Source organism: Variovorax sp. OK605, from assembly GCF_900115445.1.
Lineage (GTDB): Bacteria > Pseudomonadota > Gammaproteobacteria > Burkholderiales > Burkholderiaceae_C > Variovorax.
In genome coordinates this window covers 636,765-659,829 of the sequence record NZ_FOWL01000003.1, presented here as the reverse complement: position 1 = coordinate 659,829, position 23,065 = coordinate 636,765, and the positions used below count along the sequence as shown (strand labels likewise).

21 protein-coding genes and 2 riboswitches are annotated in these 23,065 nt (G+C 71.3%); of the genes, 4 read left to right on the top strand and 17 right to left on the bottom strand.

Annotation, left to right across the window (positions count from 1 at the left end; translation table 11 throughout):
• Positions 1-65 precede the first annotated feature (65 nt).
• The 5 genes from BM013_RS11280 to pgaA form a co-directional block, all read right to left on the bottom strand.
• Positions 66-863: an SDR family oxidoreductase gene (locus BM013_RS11280; RefSeq protein WP_093126596.1), complete on the bottom strand. Its 798-nt coding sequence runs from the start codon at positions 861-863 to the stop codon at positions 66-68.
• A 107-nt stretch (positions 864-970) separates the two neighbouring features.
• Positions 971-1,552, bottom strand: coding sequence for a poly-beta-1,6-N-acetyl-D-glucosamine biosynthesis protein PgaD (pgaD, locus tag BM013_RS11275; RefSeq protein WP_093126593.1), 582 nt, complete (start codon positions 1,550-1,552; stop codon positions 971-973).
• Positions 1,542-2,819, bottom strand: a complete 1,278-nt coding sequence (gene pgaC / locus BM013_RS11270; protein ID WP_093126591.1) for a poly-beta-1,6-N-acetyl-D-glucosamine synthase — start codon at positions 2,817-2,819, stop codon at positions 1,542-1,544. The genes pgaD and pgaC overlap by 11 nt, the downstream gene beginning before the upstream one ends.
• Complete coding sequence (gene pgaB / locus BM013_RS11265; protein ID WP_093126589.1) at positions 2,816-4,972, bottom strand: poly-beta-1,6-N-acetyl-D-glucosamine N-deacetylase PgaB; 2,157 nt, start codon at positions 4,970-4,972, stop codon at positions 2,816-2,818. The genes pgaC and pgaB overlap by 4 nt, the downstream gene beginning before the upstream one ends.
• Complete coding sequence (gene pgaA, locus BM013_RS11260) at positions 4,972-7,545, bottom strand: poly-beta-1,6 N-acetyl-D-glucosamine export porin PgaA (protein ID WP_093126587.1); 2,574 nt, start codon at positions 7,543-7,545, stop codon at positions 4,972-4,974. The genes pgaB and pgaA overlap by 1 nt, the downstream gene beginning before the upstream one ends.
• 349 nt (positions 7,546-7,894) lie before the next feature.
• On the opposite strand from pgaA, the gene BM013_RS11255 reads away from it, so the two are divergent.
• On the top strand, positions 7,895-8,722 hold the full coding sequence (locus BM013_RS11255) for a creatininase family protein (protein ID WP_093126585.1): 828 nt from the start codon (positions 7,895-7,897) through the stop codon (positions 8,720-8,722).
• A 33-nt stretch (positions 8,723-8,755) separates the two neighbouring features.
• On the opposite strand, the gene BM013_RS11250 is transcribed toward BM013_RS11255, so the two are convergent.
• The 11 genes from BM013_RS11250 to BM013_RS11200 form a co-directional block, all read right to left on the bottom strand.
• Positions 8,756-9,727 carry a threonine dehydratase gene (locus tag BM013_RS11250; RefSeq protein ID WP_093126582.1) on the bottom strand — a complete coding sequence of 324 codons (972 nt, stop codon included), beginning with the start codon at positions 9,725-9,727 and terminating at the stop codon, positions 8,756-8,758.
• Positions 9,728-9,753: 26 nt separating this feature from the next.
• Positions 9,754-10,386 (bottom strand): LysE family translocator, encoded by a 633-nt coding sequence (locus BM013_RS11245; protein WP_093126579.1) that lies wholly within the window; start codon positions 10,384-10,386, stop codon positions 9,754-9,756.
• A 2-nt stretch (positions 10,387-10,388) separates the two neighbouring features.
• Complete coding sequence (locus BM013_RS11240; RefSeq protein WP_093126576.1) at positions 10,389-11,081, bottom strand: VOC family protein; 693 nt, start codon at positions 11,079-11,081, stop codon at positions 10,389-10,391.
• A gap of 61 nt (positions 11,082-11,142) precedes the next feature.
• Positions 11,143-12,066: a PhzF family phenazine biosynthesis protein gene (locus tag BM013_RS11235; protein WP_177206287.1), complete on the bottom strand. Its 924-nt coding sequence runs from the start codon at positions 12,064-12,066 to the stop codon at positions 11,143-11,145.
• A gap of 5 nt (positions 12,067-12,071) precedes the next feature.
• Entirely contained in the window at positions 12,072-12,713 is a 642-nt protein-coding gene (locus tag BM013_RS11230; RefSeq protein WP_093126571.1) for a glutathione S-transferase family protein, read from the bottom strand.
• A gap of 39 nt (positions 12,714-12,752) precedes the next feature.
• Positions 12,753-13,604, bottom strand: coding sequence for a PhzF family phenazine biosynthesis protein (locus tag BM013_RS11225; RefSeq protein ID WP_093126568.1), 852 nt, complete (start codon positions 13,602-13,604; stop codon positions 12,753-12,755).
• A 10-nt stretch (positions 13,605-13,614) separates the two neighbouring features.
• The gene (locus BM013_RS11220; RefSeq protein ID WP_093126565.1) at positions 13,615-14,262 is read right to left on the bottom strand and encodes a LysE family translocator; all 648 of its coding nucleotides are present in this window, start codon (positions 14,260-14,262) and stop codon (positions 13,615-13,617) included.
• Positions 14,263-14,303: 41 nt separating this feature from the next.
• Positions 14,304-15,506, bottom strand: a complete 1,203-nt coding sequence (locus BM013_RS11215) for an aminotransferase-like domain-containing protein (protein WP_093126562.1) — start codon at positions 15,504-15,506, stop codon at positions 14,304-14,306.
• A 12-nt stretch (positions 15,507-15,518) separates the two neighbouring features.
• The gene (locus tag BM013_RS11210) at positions 15,519-16,001 is read right to left on the bottom strand and encodes a VOC family protein (protein WP_093126559.1); all 483 of its coding nucleotides are present in this window, start codon (positions 15,999-16,001) and stop codon (positions 15,519-15,521) included.
• The gene (locus BM013_RS11205) at positions 16,001-16,963 is read right to left on the bottom strand and encodes a DMT family transporter (RefSeq protein WP_093126557.1); all 963 of its coding nucleotides are present in this window, start codon (positions 16,961-16,963) and stop codon (positions 16,001-16,003) included. Before BM013_RS11205 ends, BM013_RS11210 begins: the two co-directional genes overlap by 1 nt.
• Positions 16,960-17,559, bottom strand: coding sequence for a LysE family translocator (locus BM013_RS11200; RefSeq protein WP_093126554.1), 600 nt, complete (start codon positions 17,557-17,559; stop codon positions 16,960-16,962). Before BM013_RS11200 ends, BM013_RS11205 begins: the two co-directional genes overlap by 4 nt.
• A 122-nt stretch (positions 17,560-17,681) precedes the next feature.
• Between BM013_RS11200 and BM013_RS11195 the strand changes: the two genes are divergently transcribed.
• The 3 genes from BM013_RS11195 to BM013_RS11185 all read left to right on the top strand — a co-directional run bounded on the left by BM013_RS11195 (position 17,682) and on the right by BM013_RS11185 (position 21,291).
• Positions 17,682-19,127 (top strand): aminotransferase-like domain-containing protein, encoded by a 1,446-nt coding sequence (locus BM013_RS11195; RefSeq protein WP_093126551.1) that lies wholly within the window; start codon positions 17,682-17,684, stop codon positions 19,125-19,127.
• A gap of 70 nt (positions 19,128-19,197) precedes the next feature.
• Entirely contained in the window at positions 19,198-19,965 is a 768-nt protein-coding gene (locus BM013_RS11190) for a PhaM family polyhydroxyalkanoate granule multifunctional regulatory protein (RefSeq protein ID WP_093126548.1), read from the top strand.
• A gap of 45 nt (positions 19,966-20,010) precedes the next feature.
• Positions 20,011-21,291 carry an FIST signal transduction protein gene (locus tag BM013_RS11185; protein WP_093126851.1) on the top strand — a complete coding sequence of 427 codons (1,281 nt, stop codon included), beginning with the start codon at positions 20,011-20,013 and terminating at the stop codon, positions 21,289-21,291.
• Positions 21,292-21,329: 38 nt separating this feature from the next.
• Here the strand turns inward: BM013_RS11185 and BM013_RS11180 are convergent, their stop codons facing one another.
• On the bottom strand, positions 21,330-22,631 hold the full coding sequence (locus tag BM013_RS11180; protein WP_093126545.1) for a D-amino acid dehydrogenase: 1,302 nt from the start codon (positions 22,629-22,631) through the stop codon (positions 21,330-21,332).
• A gap of 90 nt (positions 22,632-22,721) precedes the next feature.
• A riboswitch (glycine riboswitch) is annotated at positions 22,722-22,836 on the bottom strand.
• Positions 22,837-22,872: 36 nt separating this feature from the next.
• A riboswitch (glycine riboswitch) is annotated at positions 22,873-22,963 on the bottom strand.
• Positions 22,964-23,065: the final 102 nt, after the last annotated feature.

Sequence of the window (23,065 nt, the reverse complement as noted above, 5' to 3'; positions counted from 1 at the left end):
GTGAGGGCATCGGCCTTCGAAACCGCCACTGCGTCGCCAGCCCCGCCGCCCCTCTGCTCACCGCCTCAAATCATCGGCGTCACCGCCCCATCCATCGCCACGATCGCCCCGGTCACATAACTCGCCTTCGCCGACGCCAGGAACACCACCATGTTGGCGATCTCTTCGGGCGTGGCGATGCGCCCGAGCGGCAGGCCGGCGGTGGCGCGCTTCAAGGCTTCGTCGGTGCCGATGCCGGCCAGCTTGGCGTCGGCCTTCATGCCTTCCTGCAAGCGCTCGGTCAGCGTGAGGCCGGGGTTCACGGCATTCACGCGCACGCCCTTGGCCGCATAGGCGGCGGCCATGCCGGCGCTCACGAGCATCAGCGCCGCGTTGGCCGCGCCGCCGGCCATGTGGACGGGGCTGGCCACCTTGCCGCCCTTGCCGATCACGTTGACGATGGCGCCGCGGCCGCGCTCGCCCATGCGCTGGACCACGGGGTGGAGCATGTGGATGTAGGTGAAGTACTTGGCGTCCATCGCCTCGTGCCAGGAGGCGGCGGTCAGCTCGGCGGGCGTGGTGCGGCGCGCGGCGCCGGCCGAGTTGACGAGCACGTCGACGGGGCCGAAGGCCTGCTCGGCGGCGTCGAGCGCGGCCACGGCGCTGGCCGGGTCCTTGAGGTCGGCCGCATGGACCGACACGCGGCCCTCGGCCTGCGCGAACGATTCGGCCAGGGTCTTGCGGCCCTGCTGCAGGTTGGCGAGGTCGCGCGAGACGAGGCTCACGCGCGCGCCTTCGCGCAGGAAGCCCAGCGCGCAGGCCAGGCCGATGCCCTTGCTGCCGCCGGTGATGAGAACGTGCTGGTCCTGGAGCTGGAGGTCCATGAAAGAGTCCTTGCCGTGATGAATGAGCTGAGGCGGCGATTGAAGCACCGCCGTGAAACCCCTGCACGGACGCGGCTGTGCGCCGCCGCTCCAGAGATGCGGCCCGGTCAGCGCCGCGCGGCGGCGCGCTGCAGCGGCTCGGGTTCCAGCGTGCCGGGCGCGGTGTCGGTGGCGTCGCGCAGGTGGCCGTTGTTGTCGTGGTGCACCAGCAGCTGGCGCGTGCGCTGCCAGGTCGACAGGCGCGCCGGCGGCACCTCGATGTACGAGGCCAGCGCGAACAGCGACGACTGCTCCTGCTCGGGCGGCGCCTCGCGCTGGTGCTGGCGGCGCCGCCACGGCGCCATCGCCAGCATCGACACCAGGATCACGCCGATCACCACCGCGTACAGGCCCAGCAGGTGCAGCACCTCGGGCTGCGAGCGCGCGCCCAGCGCGTAGGGCCAGGCGTACCAGACCGCGCAGAACCAGATCGCGATGGTGATGGCCGGGCGCAGCACGCGCAGCCACAGGTACATGGCCAGCGTGCGCTGCGGCGAGCGGCCGTTGCCGAAGGCGCGCAGCGAGATGCGCGCGGCGTCGATGATGGGCTCGTCCACCGCGGGCTGGCCCCACGAGCGCCGGCGGCTCGGCGGCGGGGTCTCGTTGCCTGCGTCGGGGAAGCGGCTGTGCGCGTGGTTCTCAGGGGGCATCGGAAACTCCTCGGTCGGGGCTCGTCCACACCGCGCGCTTGCCGCGCCGGCGTATCAGGGCCTTGGGAAGGGCGATGACGGTGGTCGCCATCGTGATGGTCCAGAAAGCGATCGGGTACCAGATCGTTCCGGCGAAATAGCGCATCAGGTCGCGGTCGTAGCGGCGGTCGATCCACAGGCTCAGCAGCATCTGCAGGATGCAGGTCATGGCCAGCAGCGTGCCCTGCCAGTGCGGCAGCAGCGCCGAGTGCCACGACGAGTCCGGCGGCAGGAAGGGGCGCGCCAGGCTCACCGCCAGCACCACGGCCATGGCATAGGCCCACACCACGCTGGTCATGTACTCCACGTAGATGAGCCACATGCGCCAGTTGCGCGGGCGCAATATGCGGCCGGTGTAGCGCAGCATGGTCTGGATGCCGCCGATGGCCCAGCGCTGGCGCTGCTTCCACAGGCCGCGCAAGGTCTCGGGCATCAGGATCCAGCACAGCGCGCGCGGCTCGAAGCGCAGCTGCCAGCCGCCGAGCTGGAGCTTCCAGCTCATGTCGATGTCCTCGGTGAGCACGTCGGGGCTCCAGAAGCCCACGTCGAGCACCGCGCGGCGGCGGAACATGGCAATCACGCCCGACACCGTGAACAGCGTGCCCACCAGCTGCTGCGAGCGCTTGATGAGGCCGATGATGGACGAGAACTCGCCCACCTGCATGCGACCGAGTAGCGTGGTGCGCGTGCGGATGCGCGGGTTGCCCGTGACCGCGCCGATGCGCTCGGACGCCAGCATGGGCTGCAGCATCCAGGCGATGGCGTCCTCGTCGATCAGCGCGTCGCCGTCGATGCCCAGGATGTACTCGCCGCGCGCGAGCTGGCAGGCGGTGTTCAGGCCGACCGCCTTGCCCTGGTTGCTGGCGTTGTGGATCACGCGCAGGCGCTTGTATTCCCGGGTCATCTCGTCGAGCAGCTCGCCGGTGCCGTCGGTGCTGCCGTCGTTCACGGCAATGACTTCGTAGTGCGGGTAGCGCGTGCGCATCAGCTGCTCGATCACCTCGCGCAGGTGCGGCGCCTCGTTGAAGCAGGGCACCACCACCGTCACCAGCGGCTGCGAGGGCAGCAGCGCGAGCGGGTTCACCTCGACATCGCGCTTGCGCTCGAACACCCACGCATGCGAGAGGCCGCCGGCCATCCACACGTAGGCCATGAAGAAGGGGTAGTAGAAGACGAAGCCGAACAGCAGCGTGGGCAGCGTGTGCGCGAGGAACTGGCTGGAGGTCATGGCGACCGTTCTCCTTGCGCCGGTGGCACGGGTGGCACGGGCGGCACAGGCTGTGCCGGAATCGCCGCGGCGGCGGACGCACGCAGCGCGCGCGGCAGCAGCGAGCGCACCGAGATCGCGCGGCGCACGGTGTCCAGCGAAGGCTGGTCGTGCAGGAAGTCGTCGGGGTAGTAGCCCAGGTGCCGCACGCCGGCGCGCTGCAGCAGCGTCCACTGGCGCGTGAGCTCCGTGTCGGGCACGGGCTTGCCGGTGTGCCAGTCGCGCGCCTGCAGCTCGAACACCGTGCCGTCCAGGCCGCGCGGCGTGCCGGCCACGCGGCGCGCCAGCCGGCCCAGCCAGGCGTCGCTGTCGCTCGCGCTGCGGGCCTCGCCTTCCATGCGCGGCATGGCCATCAGCGCGACGTAGTCGTAGGCGGCGAGCGAGGCCTCGTAGTTCTGCGCGAACCACTGCTCGGCCTGCGGCTCCAGCAGCGGCCGCGCGTAGAGGTTGCGCGCCGTTTCCAGCGCGGGCCGCCAGGCGCCCACGCGCGCGGCGAGTTCCTGCGTGAAGGCGATCAGGTAGCGCGTCTTGGCGGTGGTCCAGCGCGCCGTCAGCCCCGGGTCGGCGCGGATCGCGGCCACGTCGGGCGGCAGGCCCCATTGCGCATAGACGGCCCGTGCGGCGGGGCTCGCGTCCTCGTCGTCGGCCAGCGTCGCGTCGTCGTGGAACAGCAGGCCCTCGAAGAAGGCGTGGCGGCCGAGGTCTTCGTAGATGTCGCCGACCAGCGCGCGCACCGCGGGGTCGAAGGGCGTGAGGCGGTGGTAGCGCCCGGGCGGCATGGCGCCGCCCTGCGCCACGACGGTGTGCGTGGCCAGCGGGTTCGCGGCCGGCAGGCGGAAGGCCGTGACCGGCATCCATGCGTAGACCTTCACGCCGGCGCGGCTGCGCAGCTGCCAGGCCGCGCGGCCGAACAGGTCGGCGCGCATCGGCAGGTGGCGGTTGGGAAAGTACAGCGCGTCGGCCACGCCGTCGCCGTCGGGGTCGGCATAGGCCTGCAGGAACACCGCGCGCGGGCGCACGGCGGCCACGCGGTCGATCAGCATCGAGAGGTTGCGCTCCTGCTGCGCCGGGTCGGGGTCGTACACGTAGTCGAGGTCGACGTGCATCACGCGGTTGACCGCGCGCACCTCGCCGCCCACCGGGCTGCGCAGCAGCCGCGCGTACTCGGGCGCCTCGTTGTCGTAGGCCGCCAGCGCGCGGCGGATGCGCGAGAGCGGCACCGCGGCCGTGTTCGAACCGTCGTCCAGCGTGAAGGTGATGGGCATGCCCGCGCGCGCGGAGGCCTCGAGCGCGGCCGTGTTGTAGGCGCCGTAGGGCCACACGGTGGCGCGCACCCTGGCGCCGGTGCGCTTCTCGATGAGTTCGCGGCTGCGGCGCAGGTCGGCCTCGACGCGCTGCGCGTAGGCGGCGTCGCTCTCGTAGCGGCCGGTGGCCGGGTCGTAGCGGTGCGTGGCCGCCGCGGGCAGCAGGTTGCCCTGCGGGTTGGCGAGGATGCCGGTGTGCATCGCGTCGGTGTGGCTCGCGAACTCCACGAGGCCCGAGCGCGCCATCTCGGCGGCCTCGCGCCACATCAGGAAGTTCTCGCGCGGCGCGGGCTTGTCGCCCCAGTGCACCAGCTGGCCCGGCGGCGACTCGGGCACTTCGAGCCAGCTGGTCACCAGCGCCATCAGCGCCGGGTAGTTGTAGCGCTTGAGCAGCGGGAACACCTTGGTGTAGGCGCTGCGGTAGCCGTCGTCGAAGGTCAGCAGCACGGGCCGCGGCGGCAGCGGCGTGCCGCCGGCGCGCGCGTCGACGATCTGCTGCAGGCTCACCGGGTGGTAGCCGCTGTGCTGCAGCCACGCGAACACCTCGGCGAAGGTGCGCTCGTCGACGGCGGTCTCGTCGGGCGAGTCCACGAAGCTGGCGCGCACCTGGGTGCGCACGTCGTGGAAGGACAGCACGCGAAAGCTGGTGCCGTCGTCGGGGTCGGCCGGCGGCAGCGGCTGCGCGCCGGCCGCAAGGGACAGCCCGAGCAGCAAGCCGGGGAGGGCGGCACGCAACAGGGCTGCGCGCAGCCTGGCCGTACGCAACAGGGCCGTACGCAGCAGGGCAAGGGGGTTCGTCGTCGGTCGCATCACGGCAGGGGCGTCGAGAGGTTCAGGAAGACGCCGCGCTGTCGTTCGCTCACGCCGTCGTAGGGGTGGCTGGAAATGCTCAGGCCGTAGCGCAGCGTGAGCTTCGGCCCCAGGTTCCAGCGGTGCTCGTAGCGCAGGCTCCACAGCGGGCCGCTGCCGAAGCCGGCCTGCCGGTAGCTGCCGCCGCTGAGCTCGACGGCCTGGAAGAACTGGCGGTCGTCGCGCTTCCAGTTGAGCCATTGCGCGCGCACGCCGAGCTGCACGCTGGTGTCGCTCGACGGGTTGAAGTAGGGCACGTCGATGGCGCGGCCGCGCCCGGTGTCGGCGGCGAGCTGCGTTTCCAGCTGGAAGCGCGGCCCGCTCACCCAGCGCTCGCGCCAGCCGAGCCCGAGCCCGTTGCGCAGGTTGCCGTCGCTGAAGTCCAGCCGCTGCCATTTCAGGTCGAAGCGGCGCGACTCGTTCACCACGTAGCCCACGCTCGCGCCGGCCTCGTGCGCGCCGATGCCGGCCACGCGCGCCTTCCACGGCAGCTCCTTGCTGTCGCCGTCGTAGCTGGCCGACAGCCGCCAGGCGTCGCCGGCGCGGTAGTCCACGCGGGCGGCCACGCTGTTGCGGTAGGGGCCGGCGTTGGCGTGCTGCAGCGCGCCTTCGGCCAGCCAGCGCCCGCGCTGCCAGCCCAGGCCGAGGCCGCCGCGGGCCCAGCCGGCGTTGCCGATGTCGGTGTTGCCGCGGCCCAGCGACTGGTCGTAGAACACGCGCCACTGGTCGTCGATGAGGCCGGAGCTCAGCCGGCTGTCGACGCGCCACTCGCGCCCGGCAATGGCCGCGCCGCCGGACGATGCCTCGGCGTCGACGTCGAGCCGCGCGCCGACGAGGGCGCGCCGGCGGCGCTGCATGTCGCGCACCGCGACCGCGTCGGGCGCATCGGCGTCGAGTGCTTCGGCGCGGCGGCGGGCTTCGCCGAACTCACCGGCGTCGAGCAGCGCCTCGACATGGCCGGTGCGCGCGCCGATGTCGTACGGCTCGTCGGCCGCCTGCGCCTCGTAGCGCGCGAGCGCGGCCTCGGGGTGCTCGCGCAGGCGTTCGGTGAGGGCCGCGCCGGTGGCATAGCCGGCGTTCAGCGGCGCCTCGCGCGTGAGTACGGCGAACGTGCGCTGCGCGAGCGCGGGCCGGTCGGTGTAGAGCTGCGTCAGGCCGCGCAGGCCGCTCACGTCGCTGTACTGCTCGTTGGGGCGGCCGGCTTCGGGCGTGAGGCGCAGCAGCGCGGGCGTGCTGCTTTCCAGCCGCTGCAGCAGCGCCTCGGCGTCCTCGAAGCGGCCGATGTCCTGGTAGGCGTAGACCAGGCCGAAGTAGAGCGGGTCGGGCATCGGCAGGTCGGCGCCGCCCTTGGCGATGGCGGCTTCGTACAGCGGCACGGCCTCGGCCGAGCGGCGCTGCTGCGCGAAGGCGCGCGCGGCGGCGCCCAGCGCGTGGGGCGGCAGTTCGGTGCCGGCGGCGTGCATCGCCTCGTAGAGCGCCACGGCGTCGGCGGGGCGGCCGCGTTCGACCAGCGCCAGCAGCCGGTCGGAGAGCAGCCGCACGCGCAGCGCGCGCCATGCGCCGGCATCCGCGTCGGAAGACGGCGCTTTCAATGCCGCCGCGTCGGCGCGGGCCAGCGCGGCCTGTTGACCGTCCAGCACGCGGTCGAGCGCCACCACGCGCTGCGCGCCGAGGCGCTGGTCGCGCTCCTGCACGGCCCAGCGCAGCTGCTGCGCCAGCGCTTCCTGCTGCAGCGTGGACAGCGCCAGCGGCGAGAAGCTGCCGGGGTTCGCGCGCTCGGCCGCTTCGGCGTCGGTGAAGGCGCTGGACGCAGCGCCGGCGCTCGAGAGCAAGAAGTCGGCCTCGCGGCGCAGGTCGCGGCGATCGGGCCGCAGCGCGCCGGCCTCGGTGTAGGCGGCGAGCGCCTGCAGCGTGTCTTGCCCGGCGCGCGCGACGGCGGCGCGCAGTTCGAGCAGCGCCACGCGGTCGTCGGTCTGTTGCACGGGCGTGGAGGCGAGTGCGCCGTACAGCGCCTTGGCGCTTGCGACGTCGCCGCTGTCGAGCCGCCAGTAGGCCTCGTGAAAGCGCGGCTCGCGCGCGGCGGGTTGCCGTGCGCGCCAGAGCTTGACGGCCTCGCCCTGCAAGCCCAGGTCGTGCGTGCGGCGCGCGGCGAGGGCGAGCGGGCCCAGGGCGTAGTCGTTCAGGCCGGCCGGCGGAAACCGGCGGGCCAGCGCCACGGCCTCGGCGAACTGGCCGTCGGCCGCTGCCATGGCAATGGCGTCGGAGGCCACGCGGCGGCGCGCGCGCTCGTCGAGTGGGTGGGCGCCGGCCGGTGCCGCGAGCCAGTCCTTCAACTGCTGCAGCGCCTGCGCGGGCGTGACACGGCCTTCGCGGCGCGCGGCGATCAGTGCATCGTGGCGCTGGGCGTCGTAGCCGGCCGCGGCGGCCTGGCTGGCCGCATCGACTGCATCGACCCCAGGCACCGACGGCTGCGCCAAGGCTGTCGACGTGCCGAAGGCCAGCACGCAGACGATCGGCGCCCATCCCCAGGCCATGCCGGCGGGGCGACGAGGCAACGGACAGGCGAGCGCCGATCTGCGCCCGGCCGTGACCGTGCCTCCAGCTTTTTTCTTCTGGATGAACACACTGCTCCCTTTGACCGCGCACTTGCGCCGGGCGCGTGACAACACCCGTGCAAGCCGAGCCTCCGTTCCATGGGGCTGGACATGAGGCTCTGAAAATTGAGTTTGGCGACTCTAGGCAGAAGTGTTAACAATGGCAAACCAAAGTGCCAAGATTCATGCGTATGTGTGAACAGGTGCGCGGTTTTGATGCCGCCGTGGGGCCCATTCGCCAAACAACCGCTGCCGTGCCGGACCTCGTTCGGCCCACTAAGATCGCGCGATGAACGCTCCAACGGCCCCCTTGCCCCGCTTCTGGTCCCAGCTCACCACACGCGATTTCGCGTCGCTCGACGCGGCGGCAACCGTGGCGGTGCTGCCGCTGGGCGCGACCGAGCAGCACGGCCCGCACCTGCCGCTGGGCGTGGACACCGTGCTGGCCGACGGCATCGTGGCCGCGTCGCTGCCGCTGCTGCCGGCCGGCCTCCCGGTGCTGTTTTTGCCGACCCAGCAGATCGGCCTGAGCCCCGAGCACGCGCGTTTCGCGGGCACGCTCACGCTGTCGGCCGAGACGCTGATCCGCATGTGGAACGAAATCGGCGCCGGCGTGGCGCGCGCCGGCGTGAAGAAGCTGGTGCTGTTCAACGCGCACGGCGGTCACGTGGGTGCCATGGACATCGTGGCGCGCGAGCTGCGCGCGGCGCACGGGCTCATCGTCTACAGCGTGAGCTGGTTCAACCTGCCGCTGGGCGACGCGGGCGCGCGGTTCAGCGCGCAGGAACACCGCTTCGGCGTGCACGCGGGCGAGATCGAGACCTCGATGATGCTGGCCCTCACGCCGCAGCTGGTGCGCATGGGCGAGGCGAAGGATTTCAGCTCGACCTCGCAGCAGCGCTCCGTGGACTACGCGATCCTGGGCAACGGCAAGAGCGCCAAGCTCGGCTGGGCGATGGAGGACTACAACGCGCACGGGGCCGCAGGCAACGCGGCCGCGGCCACGGCGGAGAACGGGCGCGCGGTGGTGGATGCGGCTGCGCAGCAGCTGGCCTTGCTGCTGGCGGAAGTGTCGAGGTTGCCGCTGAGCACCGCGAATACGGCGCCGCTGCCCTGATCCGCGAATTCGTCTGCGAATTCGGCTCCGAATTCAGGAAGGCTTGCTTCCCAGCACGCCCGCGAACATGTCGGAGTCGACATTGCCCCCGCTCACGCTGATGCCCACCGTCTTGCCGCGCCAGCGTTCCTGCTGCTGAAGCGCGGCCGCCAGCGCCGCGGCGCCCGCGCCCTCGGCCACGTTGTGCGTGTCGCTGAACAGGATGCGCATGGCCTGCGCGATCTCGTCGTCGGTGACCATGACCACGTCGTCGGCCTCGCGCCGGATCACCTCGACCGACTCGGGCACCGGCGTGCGGCACGCCATGCCGTCGGCCAGCCGGGTGCTGACGGGCGACTCGACCGGCTTGCCGGCAAGGAACGAATCGCGGTACGCCGTGGCATGCGCCGACACCACGCCGATGAGCCGGGTCGACACGCCGCAATGCGCGCGCGCCGCGGCCGCCGCGGCGAAGCCGGAGCCCAGGCCGATGGGCACGAACAGCACGTCGGGCGGCGTGCCCGACAGCGCCTCGAAGAACTCCACGTACGCCGTCGACACGCCGCGCACCAGCTCGCGGTGGAACGAGGGCACGCGGTGCAGGCCGTCGCGCTCGGCCAGCAGCGCCGCGTGTTCGGAGGCCGCCTGGAAGTCGTCGCCGTGCTCGACCAGCGTGACGCCCAGCGCGCGCATGGCGGCGTTCTTCTCGGTCGAGTTGCCGTGCGGCACCACGATGGTGGCCGCCAGCCCATGGCGCCGCGTGGCGAAGCCGACCGACTGGCCGTGGTTGCCGCGCGTGGCGCTGATGGCGTGGCGCACCTCGGGATGCTCGCGCGCCAGTGTCTCGAAGTAGGTGAGGCCGCCGCGGATCTTGAAGGCGCCGGCCGGCGTGTGGTTCTCGTGCTTGGCCCACACGGTGGCGCCCAGGCGCTGCGACAGCAGCGGCCAGGCGTACTGCGGCGTGGAGGGCATGGCCGCGTGCACGGTGCGCTGCGCGGCTTCGATCTCTTGGCGGGTGAACTTCATCGGATGGCCCTTGTCCTTCCTTGCGCTTACTTGCGTTCGGTCAGCGCGACGCGCACGGCCAGCGCGGCCAGCACGCTGCCCATGATGTAGCGCTGCGCGCGCAGCCAGCCGGCGCTTTGCGACAGCACGGCCGTGATGCTCGCGGCGCCGAGGATCATCACCGTGTTGACCGCGGCACTGGTCGTCATCTGGGCGATGCCCAGCTGCATGCTCTGCAGCAGCACCGAGCCGCGCTCGGGGTGGATGAACTGCGGAAAGAACGAGAGGTAGAACATCGCCACCTTCGGGTTCAGCAGGTTGGTGAGAAAGCCCATGCGAAACAGCTTGCCCGGCGGATCGGCCGGCAGCGCGCGCGCCTCGAAGGGCGCATTGCCGCCGGGCTTGACCGCCTGCCACGCGAGCCACAGCAGGTAGGCCGCGCCGGCCATGCGGATCGCGTCGAACGCCAGCGGCACGGCCAGCAGCAGCGCGGTGAGGCCGAGCGCCGCCGCGAACAGGTGCACCAGGAACGCCATCAGCACGCCGCCCAGCGAGATGAGCCCGGCGCGCCGGCCCTGGATCAGCGTGCGCGAGACGCAATAGATCATGTTCGGCCCCGGCGTGAGCGCCAGCAGCAGAGAGGCCAGGGCGAACCAGGCGATTTCGGTGAGGCTCAGCATGGTCAGAGTCCTTTGGATTCGAGCGTGACGGGGCCGCGCGGCGTGTCGAGCACGGCCACGAGGTTGGGCGGGCCGGCATCGACCGGCATGCCGCTCATGCCGATGGCCGACAGCGCGGCCGCCAGCGCCGGGGCGCGCGGGTGCGCGGCACGCAGCGCGCGCATCGCCAGGCCCGACTTGGGCATGGCGTCGGTGGGGTGCACGGGTCCCCACTGGATCAGCGTGGGCAGCGCGCCGTAGAAGAGGCGCTGGCCGTCGTCGCGCAGCGTGATCTGCCACTCGAGCCGGCCGGCCGGCGTGTCGCGCGAGGCGGCGACCAGGTGGCCGCGGTCGATGTGGGCGTGCTCCTCGTGCGCCAGGGCGTGGGTGGCCGCCTGCGCGTCGGGCACGCGGGCCACGAAGTGGATCAGCCGCGGGCCGCGCTGCGCGAGCGCGGCCTGCAAGGCGGCGTCGTCGAGGTCGAACCAGCGGTGTGTCCTGGGGCGCGACGGCCGCTTGCCGGGCTCGATGGCGATGATCTCGAGGTAGGCCGCCGGAAAGGCGTCGCTCGCGATGTTCAGCAGCCGGTTGTGCGTGCCCATCAGCGGGTGCGCGCCGCCCGGCCCCGGCGCGACGCCGAGGGTGGCTTCGCACCACGCCACGCCCTCGTCGAGCGAGGCCGCGGCAATCACGAGGTGGTCGAGCTGCGCGTGCATGGTGCGGTGGTTTCCTTGTGGTGGCTGGCGGGCTGGCGGGCTGGTGGGCTTGGTTTGTGGCCTACAGCGTGACGTGGCCGTCGACGCAGGTCACGGCGTCGCCGCCGACCCAGATCCGTCCTTCGGCGTCGCGCTCGATGTACACGCGGCCCGCGCGGCCCAGGCACTGGCCCTGCGCGGCGAGGTAGCGCTCGGGCATGTGGCCGTCGGCGATCAGCCATTCGGCCAGGCTCGCGTTCAGGCTGCCGGTGACGGGGTCTTCCTGCACGCCGATGGGTTCGGCGAAGGCGCGCACCTCGAGGTCGATCTTCGCGCCGTCGTCGTTGGGCGTGGCGGGGCGGTTGCCGAAGGCGCGCGCCTCGCGGTTCGAGCGGCCGATGAGCAGCGAGGTGTCGTGCGCCGCGGGCACGCCCGCCACGCCGGCCTTCACGCCGAGCTCCTTCAGCGCGCGGTGGTCGGGCTGCAGCGCGAGCACGGCGTCGGCGTCGTTCAGCAGCAGGCCGAACCAGACCGGGCCGTTGTCCAGCACCTGCGCCGCAATGACCTGCTGCGCCTTCAGGCCCAGCGCGCCGGCCACCTTGGCCAGCAGCGCGGGGCTGGGGGCGCTGCGCTTGAGAGGCGGCGCGGCGAAGGCCAGGCGGCTGCCCTCGCGCCGCAGCGGCACCAGGCCGGCGCCGCACTGCTGCACCACCTGGCCCGCGGCCTTGGGCTTGCCGCCGGCCTGCAGCCACGCATGGCAGCTGCCGATGGTCGGATGGCCGGCAAAGGGCAGCTCGCCGCCGGGCGTGAAGATGCGCACGCGGTAGTCGGCGCCCGGGTCGGTCGGCGGCAGCAGGAAGGTGGTCTCGGACAGGTTGGTCCACTGCGCGAAGCGCTGCATGGCGGCGTCGTCGAGGTCCTGGCCGTCGATCACCACCGCGAGCGGGTTGCCGTAGTAGGCGGTGGCGGTGAAGACGTCGACTTGCTTGAAGGGGCGGGATTTCATCGGGATCATTCGAGGGAAAGGTCGAGCACGCCGCGCGTGCCCGGGCGGGACAGCAGTTCCGAATACCAGCGCTCGAGGTTCGGCCAGTTCGGCCGGCGGTATTCGGCGCCGGGCAGGCCGAACCAGCGGTGCGCTTCGCAGCCGATCGGGATGTCGGCCATGGTGAAGCGGTCGCCGCCGATGTAGGCGTGCTTGGCGAGGTGCGCGTCGAGCATGGCGAACAGCGCCTCGCTCTCGCGCACCGAGGCGTCGATGAGCGCGAACTGGCGCTCCGCCGGCGGCGTGCGCACCCACTGGACGAAGGCGTCGCGGCTCGCGCGGTTGAGCGAGGTCTGCTGCCAGTCCATCCAGCGCTCGGCGTCGAAGCGCGCGGGCAGCTCGCTCGGGTAGAAGTTGCCGTGCGAGTGCCTGGCGCAGAGGTAGCGCACGATCACGTTCGACTCCCACAGCACGACCCGCTCGGCGCCTTCGCCGTCGTCGATGGCGGGCACCATGGCGTTCGGGTTCAGCGCAAGGTATTCGGGCGTCTGCACCACGCCGAACTTGCCGCCGGCCTCGGTGCGCTGGAAGTCGAGCCCGAGCTCCTGCGCGCACCACACCACCTTGCGGACGTTGATCGAGCTGATGCGGCCCCAGATGTTGAGCATGGACAGTTTTCCTTTTCTTTATGGATTCGTTGCGTCGACTTACGCCGCCATGACGCGCGCGGTGCCCGACACGCGGATGGAGCTGCCGGCCGTGGGCGAAATGTCGGCATGCAGCTTCGACAGCATGCCCATGTCTTCACCCTGCACCACGTCGATGGCGCCGCCGTGCGGCCACGCGAGGTCGCGCAGGTAGCCGGCCAGTGCCGCCGTGGCGGCGCCGGTCGCGGGGTCTTCGTAGACACCGCCGGACGCGAAGGGGTTGCGCGTGTGGAACAGCCGGGGGGTCTCGGCATGCACGAGGACCATGGTGGCGAGCCCGGCACCGGTCATGAGCTTGCGGCCGGCCTCGAAGTCGTAGGCCATGGCGGCCAGCCTGGCGCGGCTTTTCAGCGCCAGCACCACGTGGTCGGCGCCGCCGTGGATCAGCGCGAGGGGAATGCGCGGGTCGAGGTCGTCGGGGGTCAGCGCGAACAGGCCCATGGCGGCGGCGGTCATTTCGGGCGTGGCCGCGGCGCTGCGCGTGGGCGGCGACTGCAGTGCCGCCGTGATCACGCCGCCGTCGCGCCGGCCCTCGACCGTGATCTGCGCGTGGTTGATGGTCAGCGGGAACACGCCGTCGCCGTGCTGCATTGCGAGCGCGGCGCCCAGCGCGATCGTCGCGTGGCCGCAGAACGGCACTTCGGACTGCGGCGAGAAGTAGCGCACGCGCCAGCCGCTGGCGTCGCCACCGTCGTCTTTGATGCGCGTGGCAAACACGGATTCGGAAAAGCCGACTTCCGTGGCGGTGGCCTGCATCTGCGCCACCGTGGGCAGTGCGTCCGCGATGACGACGCCGGCGGGGTTGCCGCCCGTCTCGCCATGGGAGAAGGCTGCGATCTTCAGAACGTTCATGGGCGCCTTTTCAGCGGGGAGAGCTGGGAGAGGGTCGGTCGAGAAAGAGCAGGCGCACGGCCAGCCCCAGCATCACGGCGGCCAGCAGGCCGCTCTGGAAGCGCGCCGCGCCGGGGCGCTCGTGCAGCCAGCGGCCGACCTGCCCGCTGCACGCGCCCAGCAATGTGTTGAACGCCAGCGCGGCCATCGACAGCACCACGCCGAGCTGCACCAGCTGCAGCGGCACGCTGCCGCGCGAGGGGTCGACGAACTGCGGCAGGAACACCATGAAGAACAGCAGCGCCTTCGGGTTGACCAGGTTGTTCAGCAGCGCCATGCGCACGATGCGCCCGAAGCCGGCCGGCCTGGCCTGCGCACCCGCGCGAAGCCCGCCGCCATGGCGCAAGGCCTGCACCGCGAGCCACACCAGGTACAGCGCGCCCGCATAGCGCAGCAGGTCGAACGACGGCGGCCAGGCCGCCACCAGCGCGGTGACGCCGGTGGCCGCGAACAGCGTGTGCACCAGGTCGGCCGCCGAGATGCCCAGCGCCGCCGCAAAGCCGCCGCGCGGGCCGTGGGCCACGCCGTGCGACAGCACGAACGCCATGTTCGGGCCCGGCGACAGGAACAGCGCCAGCACCGCGAGCAGGAAGAGCGAAAGTGTGGCGAGGCCGATCAAGGAAGGCTCCTGGCGTGGGGCGTGATTCGCTGTGGTCGAACTCAGATCTGCGCGGCAGCCAGCTGCTTGTCGCCCAGCAGCACCAGCTCCTCGCGCAGCGTCTGCGCGAGCGCGGCGATGGCGATGTCGATCTGCTCGACGCTGGCCGTCACGAACGACAGGCGCAGCGTGCGTGGGTCGCCTTCGCCGGCGTAGAACGGCGCGCCGGGCACGAAGGCCACGTTGCGCTCCACCGCCTTGGGCAGCAGCGTGACGGTGTCCACGCCCTCGGGCAGGCGCGCCCACAGGAACATGCCGCCCTTGGGCGCGTTGAACTTCACATCCAGGCCCTTCATCTCGCGCTGGAGCGCGGCGATCATGGCGTCGCGCTGGCTCTTGTAGAGCGCGCGGATGGTGGGCACGTGGCGGTCCAGGAAGCCGTCCTTCATGACCGACGACACCATGCGCTGCGTGAAGATGGGCGTGTGCAGGTCGACGGCCTGCTTGGCCTGCAGCAGCTTCGGGTAGATCGACTTGGGCGCCACCAGGAAGCCCAGGCGCAGGCCGGGGGCCAGCACCTTGGAGAACGAGCCCAGGTAGATCACGCCTTCGGGGTTGCGCGCGGCCAGCGGCAGCGGCGGGGCTTCGTCGAACCAGAGCTCGCCGTAGGGGTTGTCCTCGACGATCGGCAGGTTCGCGGCGGCAGCGGCGGCCGACACGGCGGCGCGGCGCTCCTCGGTCATGGTACGGCCGGTGGGGTTCTGGAAGTTGGGCAGCAGGTACACGAAGCGTGCGTCCTTGGCCTTGGCCACGAGGTCCTCGACCACCACGCCGTCGTCGTCGCTGGCCACGCCCACGGGGTGCGGCTCCATCGGGCCGAAGGCCTGCAGCGCGCCCAGGTAGGTGGGGGTCTCCACCAGCACCTTGCTGCCCGGGTCGATCAGCACCTTGGCCACCAGGTCGAGGCCTTGCTGCGAGCCGGTGGTGATGAGCACCTGCGAGGGGTCGACGTTCCACGGCAGCATGTCGGCCACGGCCTGGCGCAGCGGCGCGTAGCCTTCGCTGGCGGCGTATTGCAGGGCGGCCTGGCCGTCGGTGTGCAGCACTTCGGCGCAGGCGTCGGCGAAGGCCTGGATCGGGAAGGTCTTGGGCGAGGGCAGGCCGCCGGCCAGGCTGATGATGCCGGGGCGCTCGGTGACCTTGAGGATTTCACGCAGCACCGAGGGGTTCATCTTTGCGGCGCGGGCGGCGAGTGTCCAGTTCATGAGGGTCTTCTTTCAGGCGGTGAGGTGAGAGTCGGGTAGGAGCGTACAGGCGGATCGCGAAGGCCGGTCCGCTTGGAGGCCGCCACGGTACACAACCTGGATTTTGTTGCTGTCCGGGTCGCGCAGGCAGGCGCCGTAATAGCCCTGGCCGTAGCGTGGGCGGGGGCCCGGCGCGCCTTCGTCGAGGCCGCCGTGGCGCAGGGCCGCCTCGTGGGCGGCGGCTACGGCAACGGGCGAGGCCGCGTCGAACGCGACCATGCTGCCGTTGCCGGCGCTGGCGGGTTCACCGTCCAGCGGGTTGTGCACATGGAAGCGCGGGAGCGCGTGCCCTGGCGCGGTCCGGCAGGCGGCCTCGGGGCCGGCGTCGGGCACGACGGGGCGGCGCGCCAGGCCCAGCGGCGCCGGCACGGCGTCGCAGGAGGTGTCGCAGAAGGCGTCGCAGAAGGCGGCGGCGCGCGGCAGGTCGGTGCTGCCGACGGTGACGTGGCTGAACATCAGCCTCTCCTGGGCGCGGCGGTGCCTGCGCTTGAGGAGGCAGGGGAGGCGCTGTTGGCCGCCGGCTGCGACAGGCGCTTGCCGATCACCACCGTGGCCACCACGGCAATGGCGAAGCCCAGCGTCACCAGGTCCAGCGGCTCGCCCAGGATCGGGATCGACGCCAGGATCGACAGGAAGGGCTGCAGCAGCTGCGTCTGGCTCACGCGCAGCGCGCCGCCCAGGGCCAGGCCGCGGTACCAGGCGAAGAAGCCGATCCACATCGAGAACATGCCCACGTACACGAAGCCCAGCCACGACGAGGTGGCCACCGGCTGCGTCGGCCACAGCGCCAGCGTGGCCGGCAGCGTGAACGGCAGCGCCATCACGCAGACCCAGCAGATCACGCGCTCGGCGCCCAGCGACGGCGTGACCTGCGCGCCGTAGATGTAGCCGAACGAGGCCGCGATCACCGCGCCCACCAGCAGCAGGTCGGCCCACTCGAAGCCGAAGCCATGCCCGGTCTGGCTCGCGCGCAGCACCGAGAACACCACCACCAGCAAGCTGCCCGCGACGGCGCACAGCCAGAAGCCCAGCCGCGCGCGCTGGTGCAGCACCCAGGCCGCGACGGCGGCCGTGACCAGCGGCAGCAGCGCCGTCACCACCGCCGCGTGGCTGGCCGTGACCACGCGCAGCGCATAGGCCAGCAGCAGCGGAAAGCCGATGCAGTTGCCCAGCACCGCCACGCCCAGCGACTTCCACTGGTGCGGCGCCGGCCGCGGCGAACGCGTCACCAGCAGGAAGATGGCCGACAGCACGCCCGCCAGCGCCGCGCGCCCGAGCGTCACGAACCACGGCGAGAGCTGGGGCGCCTCCTGCGAGCCGGTGGCCAGGCGCGTCATGGGCAGCGTGATGGCGAACATGGCCACCCCGACCACGCCGAGCCACATGCCCAGCGTCTCGTCCTTGATGTCGAGCTTCATACGCTCACCATCCACCACGCGGTGAGCACCAGCACCAGGCCCATGGCGCGGTTGAACCACAGCAGCCGCGCGCCCTTGGTGAGCCAGTCGCGCAGCAGCGCGCCGACCAGCGCATAGGCGAAGTTGCTGGCGAAGGCGTAGACCAGCATCACCGGCGCGACGATGGCGAAGCGGCCGAGCGCGTCAGGCTGGCCGGCGATCCAGCCCGCCACCAGCGTGAGCGCCAGCAGCCAGGCCTTGATGTTCACGAACTGCAGCATCACGCCCTGGCCGAAGCCGACCGACAGGCTCGCGCCGTCGGCCTTGCCGAGGGTGCCGCTGCCGCTGAGCTTGTAGGCGAGCCACAGCAGGTAGCCGATGCCCAGCGCCTTGATGGCCACCCGCAGCGCGGGCACCGCGACCACCAGCGCGCCGATGCCGGCGGCGCTCAGCGCCAGCAGCAAGGTCCAGCCGATGGGCACGGCGAGCACGAAGCGCATCGCGCGCGGCAGGCCGCCGTTGGCCGCCAGGGCGGTCGAGAGCGTGGTGTTGGGTCCGGGCGAGAAGCTCATCGCCGTGGCCAGCACCAGCAGCGCGGTGAATTCTTGCCAGTTCATGACACACACTCTAAACTTGCGACCATTACAGTGCCAGTACAGATAGTCGAACAATCACGGAATCTGTATTGGTCAATCCTGCGGCACAGAGCCCACAAGGCTTTTCCGGAGCACTTGAACGCATGCTGACACGCACCTCCACCCAGTCGCTCACCGGGCAATTGGCCGACCGTCTTGCCGAACGCATCCGCACGCGGCTGCTGCCGCCCGGCGCCCGCCTGCCCTCGGTGCGCGAGTGCGCGCGGCAGCAGGGCGTGAGCCCGTACACCGTGGTGGCGGCCTACGACCAGTTGCTGGCGCAGGGGCTGGTCGAGGCGCGGCGGCAGCGCGGCTTCTATGTGCGGGACTCGGCGCCGATACAGGAGGGCCGTTCGAACAACGGCGCCGACCCCGGCGGCGTGAGCGGCATGCCGGCGGCGATGGCCGTGCAGATGATGGCCTCGCGCGTGCCGGCCGACGCCAGCTCGCTGATCCGCAGCATGTTCCACCGCCCGAGCGACAAGCCGCAGCCCGGCATGGGCGTGTTCCCGCCGGACTGGATGGCGTCGACCTTCATGCCCACGGCCGTGCGCCGCATGACCAGCACGGCCGCGCTGCAGGAGCTGTCGCTGCAGTACGGCGAGCCGTCGGGCGACATGAGCCTGCGGCGCAGCCTGTCGCAGAAGCTGGTGGGCATCAACGTGCCGGCCTCGCCCGACCAGATCGTGACCACCATCGGCGCCACGCATGCGCTGGACATCGTGAGCCGCACGCTGCTGCGCGCGGGCGACCCGGTGATGGTCGAGGAGCCGGGCTGGGCGCTGGAGTTTGCGCGGCTGGAAGCGCTGGGCATGCGCATCCTGCCGGTGCCGCGGCGCGCCGACGGGCCCGACCTGGAGGTGATGGCGCAGTACTGCGCGCTGCACCAGCCGAAGCTGTTCGTGAGCGTGAGCGTGCTGCACAATCCGACCGGCTACAGCCTCACGCCGGGTAGCGCGCACCGCGTGCTCCAGCTGGCCAACGCGCACGACTTCCACATCGTCGAGGACGACACCTACAGCCACCTCGCGCCCGAGCACGCCACGCGGCTGAGCGCGCTCGACGGGCTGCAGCGCACCATCTACGTGAGCGGCTTCGCGAAGATCATCGCGCCCAACTGGCGCATCGGCTTCCTGGCCGCGGCGCCCGCGCTGAAGGAGCGGCTGCTCGAAACCAAGCTGCTGGCCACGCTGACCTCGCCCACGCTGTTCGAGCGGGCCTTGTCGTGGTGCATCGACCAGGGGCAGCTGCGCCGGCATTCGGAGCGCGTGCGCATCCGGCTCGACGGCGCGCGCGGGCGCTCGGTGAAGCTGGCCATCGCGCACGGCTGCACCTTCGCGTCGGAGCCGGCGGGGCTGTTCGGCTGGGTCGACACCGGCGTGGACACCGACGCGCTCACGCAGCGCATGCTCGACCAGGGCTACCTGCTGGCGCCGGGCTCGCTGTTCCATGCGCGCCGCCCGCCCAGCACGATGATGCGGATCAACTTCGCGACCTCGCAGGACGCGACCTTCTGGAAAGTCTTCAGCAAGGTGCGCGGCGAGCTCTGACGGCCGCGAAAACCCCGGGGCCTTGGAGTAAGCTGGCAACACAAGAAAACCCACCCCGGAGACCTGCCGCATGAGCAACACCAGCAAGCCCTTCGACTTCAGCCAATTCGTTCCCGGATTCGACTTCCTGAAGAACCTTGCCGGCGGTGCCGCCGCAGGCGCCGGCACCGGCTCGGTGCCCGGCATTCCCAGCCTGGCGAGCTGGGTGGCGCCCACGCTGAGCGTGGAAGAAGTCGACAAGCGCATCCAGGAACTCAAGACCGTGCAGTACTGGCTCGAGCAGAACGGCCATGCGCTGAAGGCGACGATCCAGGCGCTCGAGGTGCAGAAGATGACCTTGTCGACACTGCGCGGCATGAACGTGCGCATGGAAGACATCGCCAGCGCGTTCACCAAGCAGGCGAGCGCGATGGCGCCGGCGCCCGCCGCGCCGGAGCCCGAGGAGGTCGAAGAGGTCGAGGAATTCGAAGAGGTCGAGGACGAGGCGCCCGAAGAGGAAACGCCCGCGCCGAAGAAGCCGCGCGCCAGGGCGTCGGCCGGTGCCAAGGCCGGCGGCGCCGGCGTGGTCGACCCGATGCAATGGTGGGGCTCGCTCACCGAGCAGTTCCAGCAGATCGCCAGTTCGGCGCTGCAGGACGCGGCCCAGCTGAAGGTGCCCGCCATGGCGCAGCCGCTGGCCGACGTGGTCGGCCAGGCGATGGGCAGGCCCGCCGCGGCGAAGAAGGCCGCGCCAGCCAAGACCGCAGCCAGGACCGCCGCTAAGAAGGCGGCCGCCACGCCGGCCGCCAAGAAGAAGACCGCGACCGCCGCCCGCAAGCGAACCTCCGGCCGGCGCTGACGTCATACACACATATTTTCCGAAGAGAACGGGTTGGCACGCATCATGAAGTTGTTTCCCACCGGCCATGCCACCCATCCGCAATGGCGCATGGCGGCCGGCCTCGTGCTGGCCCAGTTGCGTGCGCAGATGGCACTGCCCGACTACGCGTCGTCGCCGACGCTCGGGCTGCTCTACATCACCGACCACTATGCGAGCGACGCGCAGGACATCCTCGACCACCTGAGCGCCGAGCTGCCCGAGGTCACCGACTGGTCGGGCACCGTCGGCATCGGCGTGTCGGCCAACAACGCCGAGTATTTCGACGAGCCCGGCATCAGCCTGATGCTGTGCGCGCTGCCCAGCGACCAGTACCGCGTGTTCTCGGGCGTGGCGCCGCTGGGCAACTCGGAAATGAGCGGCTTCGAGGCGCACACCGCGCTGGTCCACGCCGACCCCGCAACGCCCGACCTGGCCGAGCTGATCGGCGAGATGGCCGGGCGCACCGACACTGGCTACCTGTTCGGCGGCCTGACCTCGGGCCGCGGCAGCGCGCTGCAGTTCGCGATCGGCGGCAACGGCAACATCCGCGGCCACGGCGCGGCGGGCGGCGTGTTCTCGGGCGGCTTGTCGGGCGTGGTGTTCGGCGAGGGCGTGCGGCTGGTGTCGCGCGTCACGCAGGGCTGCCAGCCGCTGCGCTCGGGGGCGGGGCGCCAGCGCGAGATCACCGAGGCCGACGGCAACCTGCTGCTCAGGCTCGACGGCGAACCGGCGCTCGACGTGCTGCTGGCCGACCTGCAGGTGTCGCTCGAGCGGCCGCAGGAAGCCATCGACGCCGTGCGCAACACGCTGGTCGGTCTGGCCGACGCGGGCAGCGACGGCATCCGCCGCACCGGCGACCTGGGGGCCGACGTGCTGGTGCGCCACATCATCGGCCTGGACCCCACGCGGCGCGGCATCGCCATTGCCGACACCGCCGAGGCCGGCATGCGGCTGACCTTCTGCCGCCGCAACGCGCAGGCCGCCCGGGCCGACCTGATGCGCATCTGCGCGGAAATCCGTGAAGAGCTGGAGCCCGAAGAACAGACGCTGGCCACCGCGCGCGCCGTGGCCGCCGGCGAGGCCGAGGCGGCGCCGCACCCGGCGCGGCGCATTGCCGGCGCGGTGTACGTGAGCTGCTCCGGCCGCGGCGGACCGCACTTCGGCGCGCCGGGCGCCGAGCTGCAGATCGTGCGGCACGCGCTGGGCGATGTGCCGTTGGTCGGCTTCTTTGCCGCGGGTGAAATCGCCCGGCACCACCTGTATGGCTATACCGGGGTGCTGACGGTGTTCACCAGCAACGACTGAAGCGAACGCCGCAGTCCGGTCACCAAGCCATCAGGCGGTCAGGCCGGCTGCAGCACGCGCGGCTGCGGTGCCGGCATGCCGGTGAACGCGAAATCGACCTCGGGCGCCAGCCCGCTCACGATGCGCGCGATCGACTTGCCCGAGCCGCAGGCGTGGGTCCAGCCGAGCGTGCCGTGGCCGGTGTTGAGGAACAGGTTCTGCAGCTTCGTCTTGCCGATCAGCGGCACGTTGCTCGGCGTGGCGGGGCGCAGGCCGGTCCAGAACTGGGCCTGCGTGGTGTCGCCGGCGCCGGGGAACAGCGCTTCGACGCGGCGCACGATGGCTTCGCAGCGCACCTGGTTCAGGTCGCGGTCGTAGCCGTTGAGCTCGGCCGTGCCGGCGATGCGCAGGCGGTCGCCGGACTCGGACGTGTAGCGCGAGAACACCAGCTTGAACTCGTCGTCGGTCAGCGAGACCTGGTGGGCCTTGGAGGCGTCTTTCACGGGCAGCGTCACCGAATAGCCCTTGGCCGGGTAGATCGGCAGCCGGATGCCCAGCGGCGCCGCGAGCAGCGGGCTCAGCGAGCCCATCGCCATCACGAACGCGTCGCCGCGGATGCGCTGGAAGCGGCCTTCGTTGTCGGTGGCTTCGACGTGGTCGATCTTGCCGCCGGCTTCGCGCAGCGCGGTGATGGTGTGGCTCATCAGGAACTTCACGCCGGCCGCCGCCGCGAGCTTGCAGAGTTCGCGCGCGAAGCGGTTGGCGTCGCCGGATTCGTCTTCGGCCGTGAAGGTGGCGCCGGCCAGCTTCGGGCGGATGTGGGCGAGGGCGGGCTCGATCTTCACGGCCTCGTCGGCCGAGATGACCTGGCGCTCGCAGCCCAGGGCGCGCATCTGCTCGGCGGGGGCAAGGGCGCCGTCGAATTCCTTCTGCGTCGTATAGAAGTGCAGGATGCCCTGGGTGCGCTGGTCGTAGGCCAGATGGGTGTCGCGACGCAATTGCTGCAACATGTCGCGGCTGTATGTACCCAAACGAACGATCTGCTCGATGTTGTGGCGGGTGCGCGCCGGGGTGCATTCGCGCAGGAACTGCAGGCCCCAGAGCCACTGGCGCATGTCGGCGCGGATACGGAAGAGCAGCGGGGCGTCCTCCTTGCCCAGCCATTGCAGCACCTTGAGCGGTGCGCTGGGGTTGGCCCAGGGTTCGGCATGGCTGACCGAGATCTGCCCGCCGTTGGCGAAGCTGGTTTCGGCGGCGGGGGTGGCCTGCCGGTCGATCACGGTCACGTCGTGGCCGAGTTGCTGGAGGTAGTAAGCCGAGGTCACGCCGAGCAGGCCGGCGCCAAGAACGATCACGCGCATTTCAAGTACCTTTGAGGTTGCAGCGCTTGAACGACGGGCGTGGTGTGCTATTGAATCAATAGCAGGCAACCGGACGGCCGTGTCCAAGTTGCCGCTCCCCCTGTCCTCGGTACCTGAGAGATTCACCCGCTGCGCCCGCAGCGGGTTTGCTCCTTCGGTGCGTCACGGCCATGAAATGGCGTGGCGGCTCTCCAGACGGCGTTTCAGTTGATGCAGTACTGACCCCTTGCCGAAATCCTCCATCGGGACTTCGTCGGGCCGACCTGAGCGTTTATGGGAGTTTGCGCCTTCGGTAGGGCCACCGGGGTGGCCCGCTCTCCTGCAGTGGGCGCGATTGTAGGCGGGGGCTGCGTGGCTGCCAACCCGCCGGTTTTTGGGCGCCGGGCCGATGGGATAATGGCCGGTTGATCATTCGTGATTTGCCGCAGGGCGAG

Excerpts from the sequence above, each read along its gene's own strand:
- pgaC (WP_093126591.1), bottom strand. The coding sequence starts at position 2,819 with ATGACCTCCAGCCAGTTCCTCGCGCACACGCTGCCCACGCTGCTGTTC.
- BM013_RS11215 (WP_093126562.1), bottom strand. The coding sequence starts at position 15,506 with ATGAACTGGACACTCGCCGCCCGCGCCGCAAAGATGAACCCCTCGGTG.
- BM013_RS11200 (WP_093126554.1), bottom strand. The coding sequence starts at position 17,559 with ATGAACTGGCAAGAATTCACCGCGCTGCTGGTGCTGGCCACGGCGATG.
- BM013_RS11240 (WP_093126576.1), bottom strand. The coding sequence starts at position 11,081 with ATGCACGCGCAGCTCGACCACCTCGTGATTGCCGCGGCCTCGCTCGAC.
- BM013_RS11230 (WP_093126571.1), bottom strand. The coding sequence starts at position 12,713 with ATGCTCAACATCTGGGGCCGCATCAGCTCGATCAACGTCCGCAAGGTG.
- BM013_RS11190 (WP_093126548.1), top strand. The coding sequence starts at position 19,198 with ATGAGCAACACCAGCAAGCCCTTCGACTTCAGCCAATTCGTTCCCGGA.
- BM013_RS11205 (WP_093126557.1), bottom strand. The coding sequence starts at position 16,963 with ATGAAGCTCGACATCAAGGACGAGACGCTGGGCATGTGGCTCGGCGTG.
- pgaB (WP_093126589.1), bottom strand. The coding sequence starts at position 4,972 with ATGCGACCGACGACGAACCCCCTTGCCCTGCTGCGTACGGCCCTGTTG.
- BM013_RS11210 (WP_093126559.1), bottom strand. The coding sequence starts at position 16,001 with ATGTTCAGCCACGTCACCGTCGGCAGCACCGACCTGCCGCGCGCCGCC.
- BM013_RS11250 (WP_093126582.1), bottom strand. The coding sequence starts at position 9,727 with ATGAAGTTCACCCGCCAAGAGATCGAAGCCGCGCAGCGCACCGTGCAC.
- BM013_RS11195 (WP_093126551.1), top strand. The coding sequence starts at position 17,682 with ATGCTGACACGCACCTCCACCCAGTCGCTCACCGGGCAATTGGCCGAC.
- BM013_RS11185 (WP_093126851.1), top strand. The coding sequence starts at position 20,011 with ATGAAGTTGTTTCCCACCGGCCATGCCACCCATCCGCAATGGCGCATG.
- BM013_RS11280 (WP_093126596.1), bottom strand. The coding sequence starts at position 863 with ATGGACCTCCAGCTCCAGGACCAGCACGTTCTCATCACCGGCGGCAGC.
- pgaA (WP_093126587.1), bottom strand. The coding sequence starts at position 7,545 with ATGGCCTGGGGATGGGCGCCGATCGTCTGCGTGCTGGCCTTCGGCACG.
- BM013_RS11255 (WP_093126585.1), top strand. The coding sequence starts at position 7,895 with ATGAACGCTCCAACGGCCCCCTTGCCCCGCTTCTGGTCCCAGCTCACC.
- pgaD (WP_093126593.1), bottom strand. The coding sequence starts at position 1,552 with ATGCCCCCTGAGAACCACGCGCACAGCCGCTTCCCCGACGCAGGCAAC.
- BM013_RS11180 (WP_093126545.1), bottom strand. The coding sequence starts at position 22,631 with ATGCGCGTGATCGTTCTTGGCGCCGGCCTGCTCGGCGTGACCTCGGCT.
- BM013_RS11245 (WP_093126579.1), bottom strand. The coding sequence starts at position 10,386 with ATGCTGAGCCTCACCGAAATCGCCTGGTTCGCCCTGGCCTCTCTGCTG.
- BM013_RS11235 (WP_177206287.1), bottom strand. The coding sequence starts at position 12,066 with ATGAAATCCCGCCCCTTCAAGCAAGTCGACGTCTTCACCGCCACCGCC.
- BM013_RS11225 (WP_093126568.1), bottom strand. The coding sequence starts at position 13,604 with ATGAACGTTCTGAAGATCGCAGCCTTCTCCCATGGCGAGACGGGCGGC.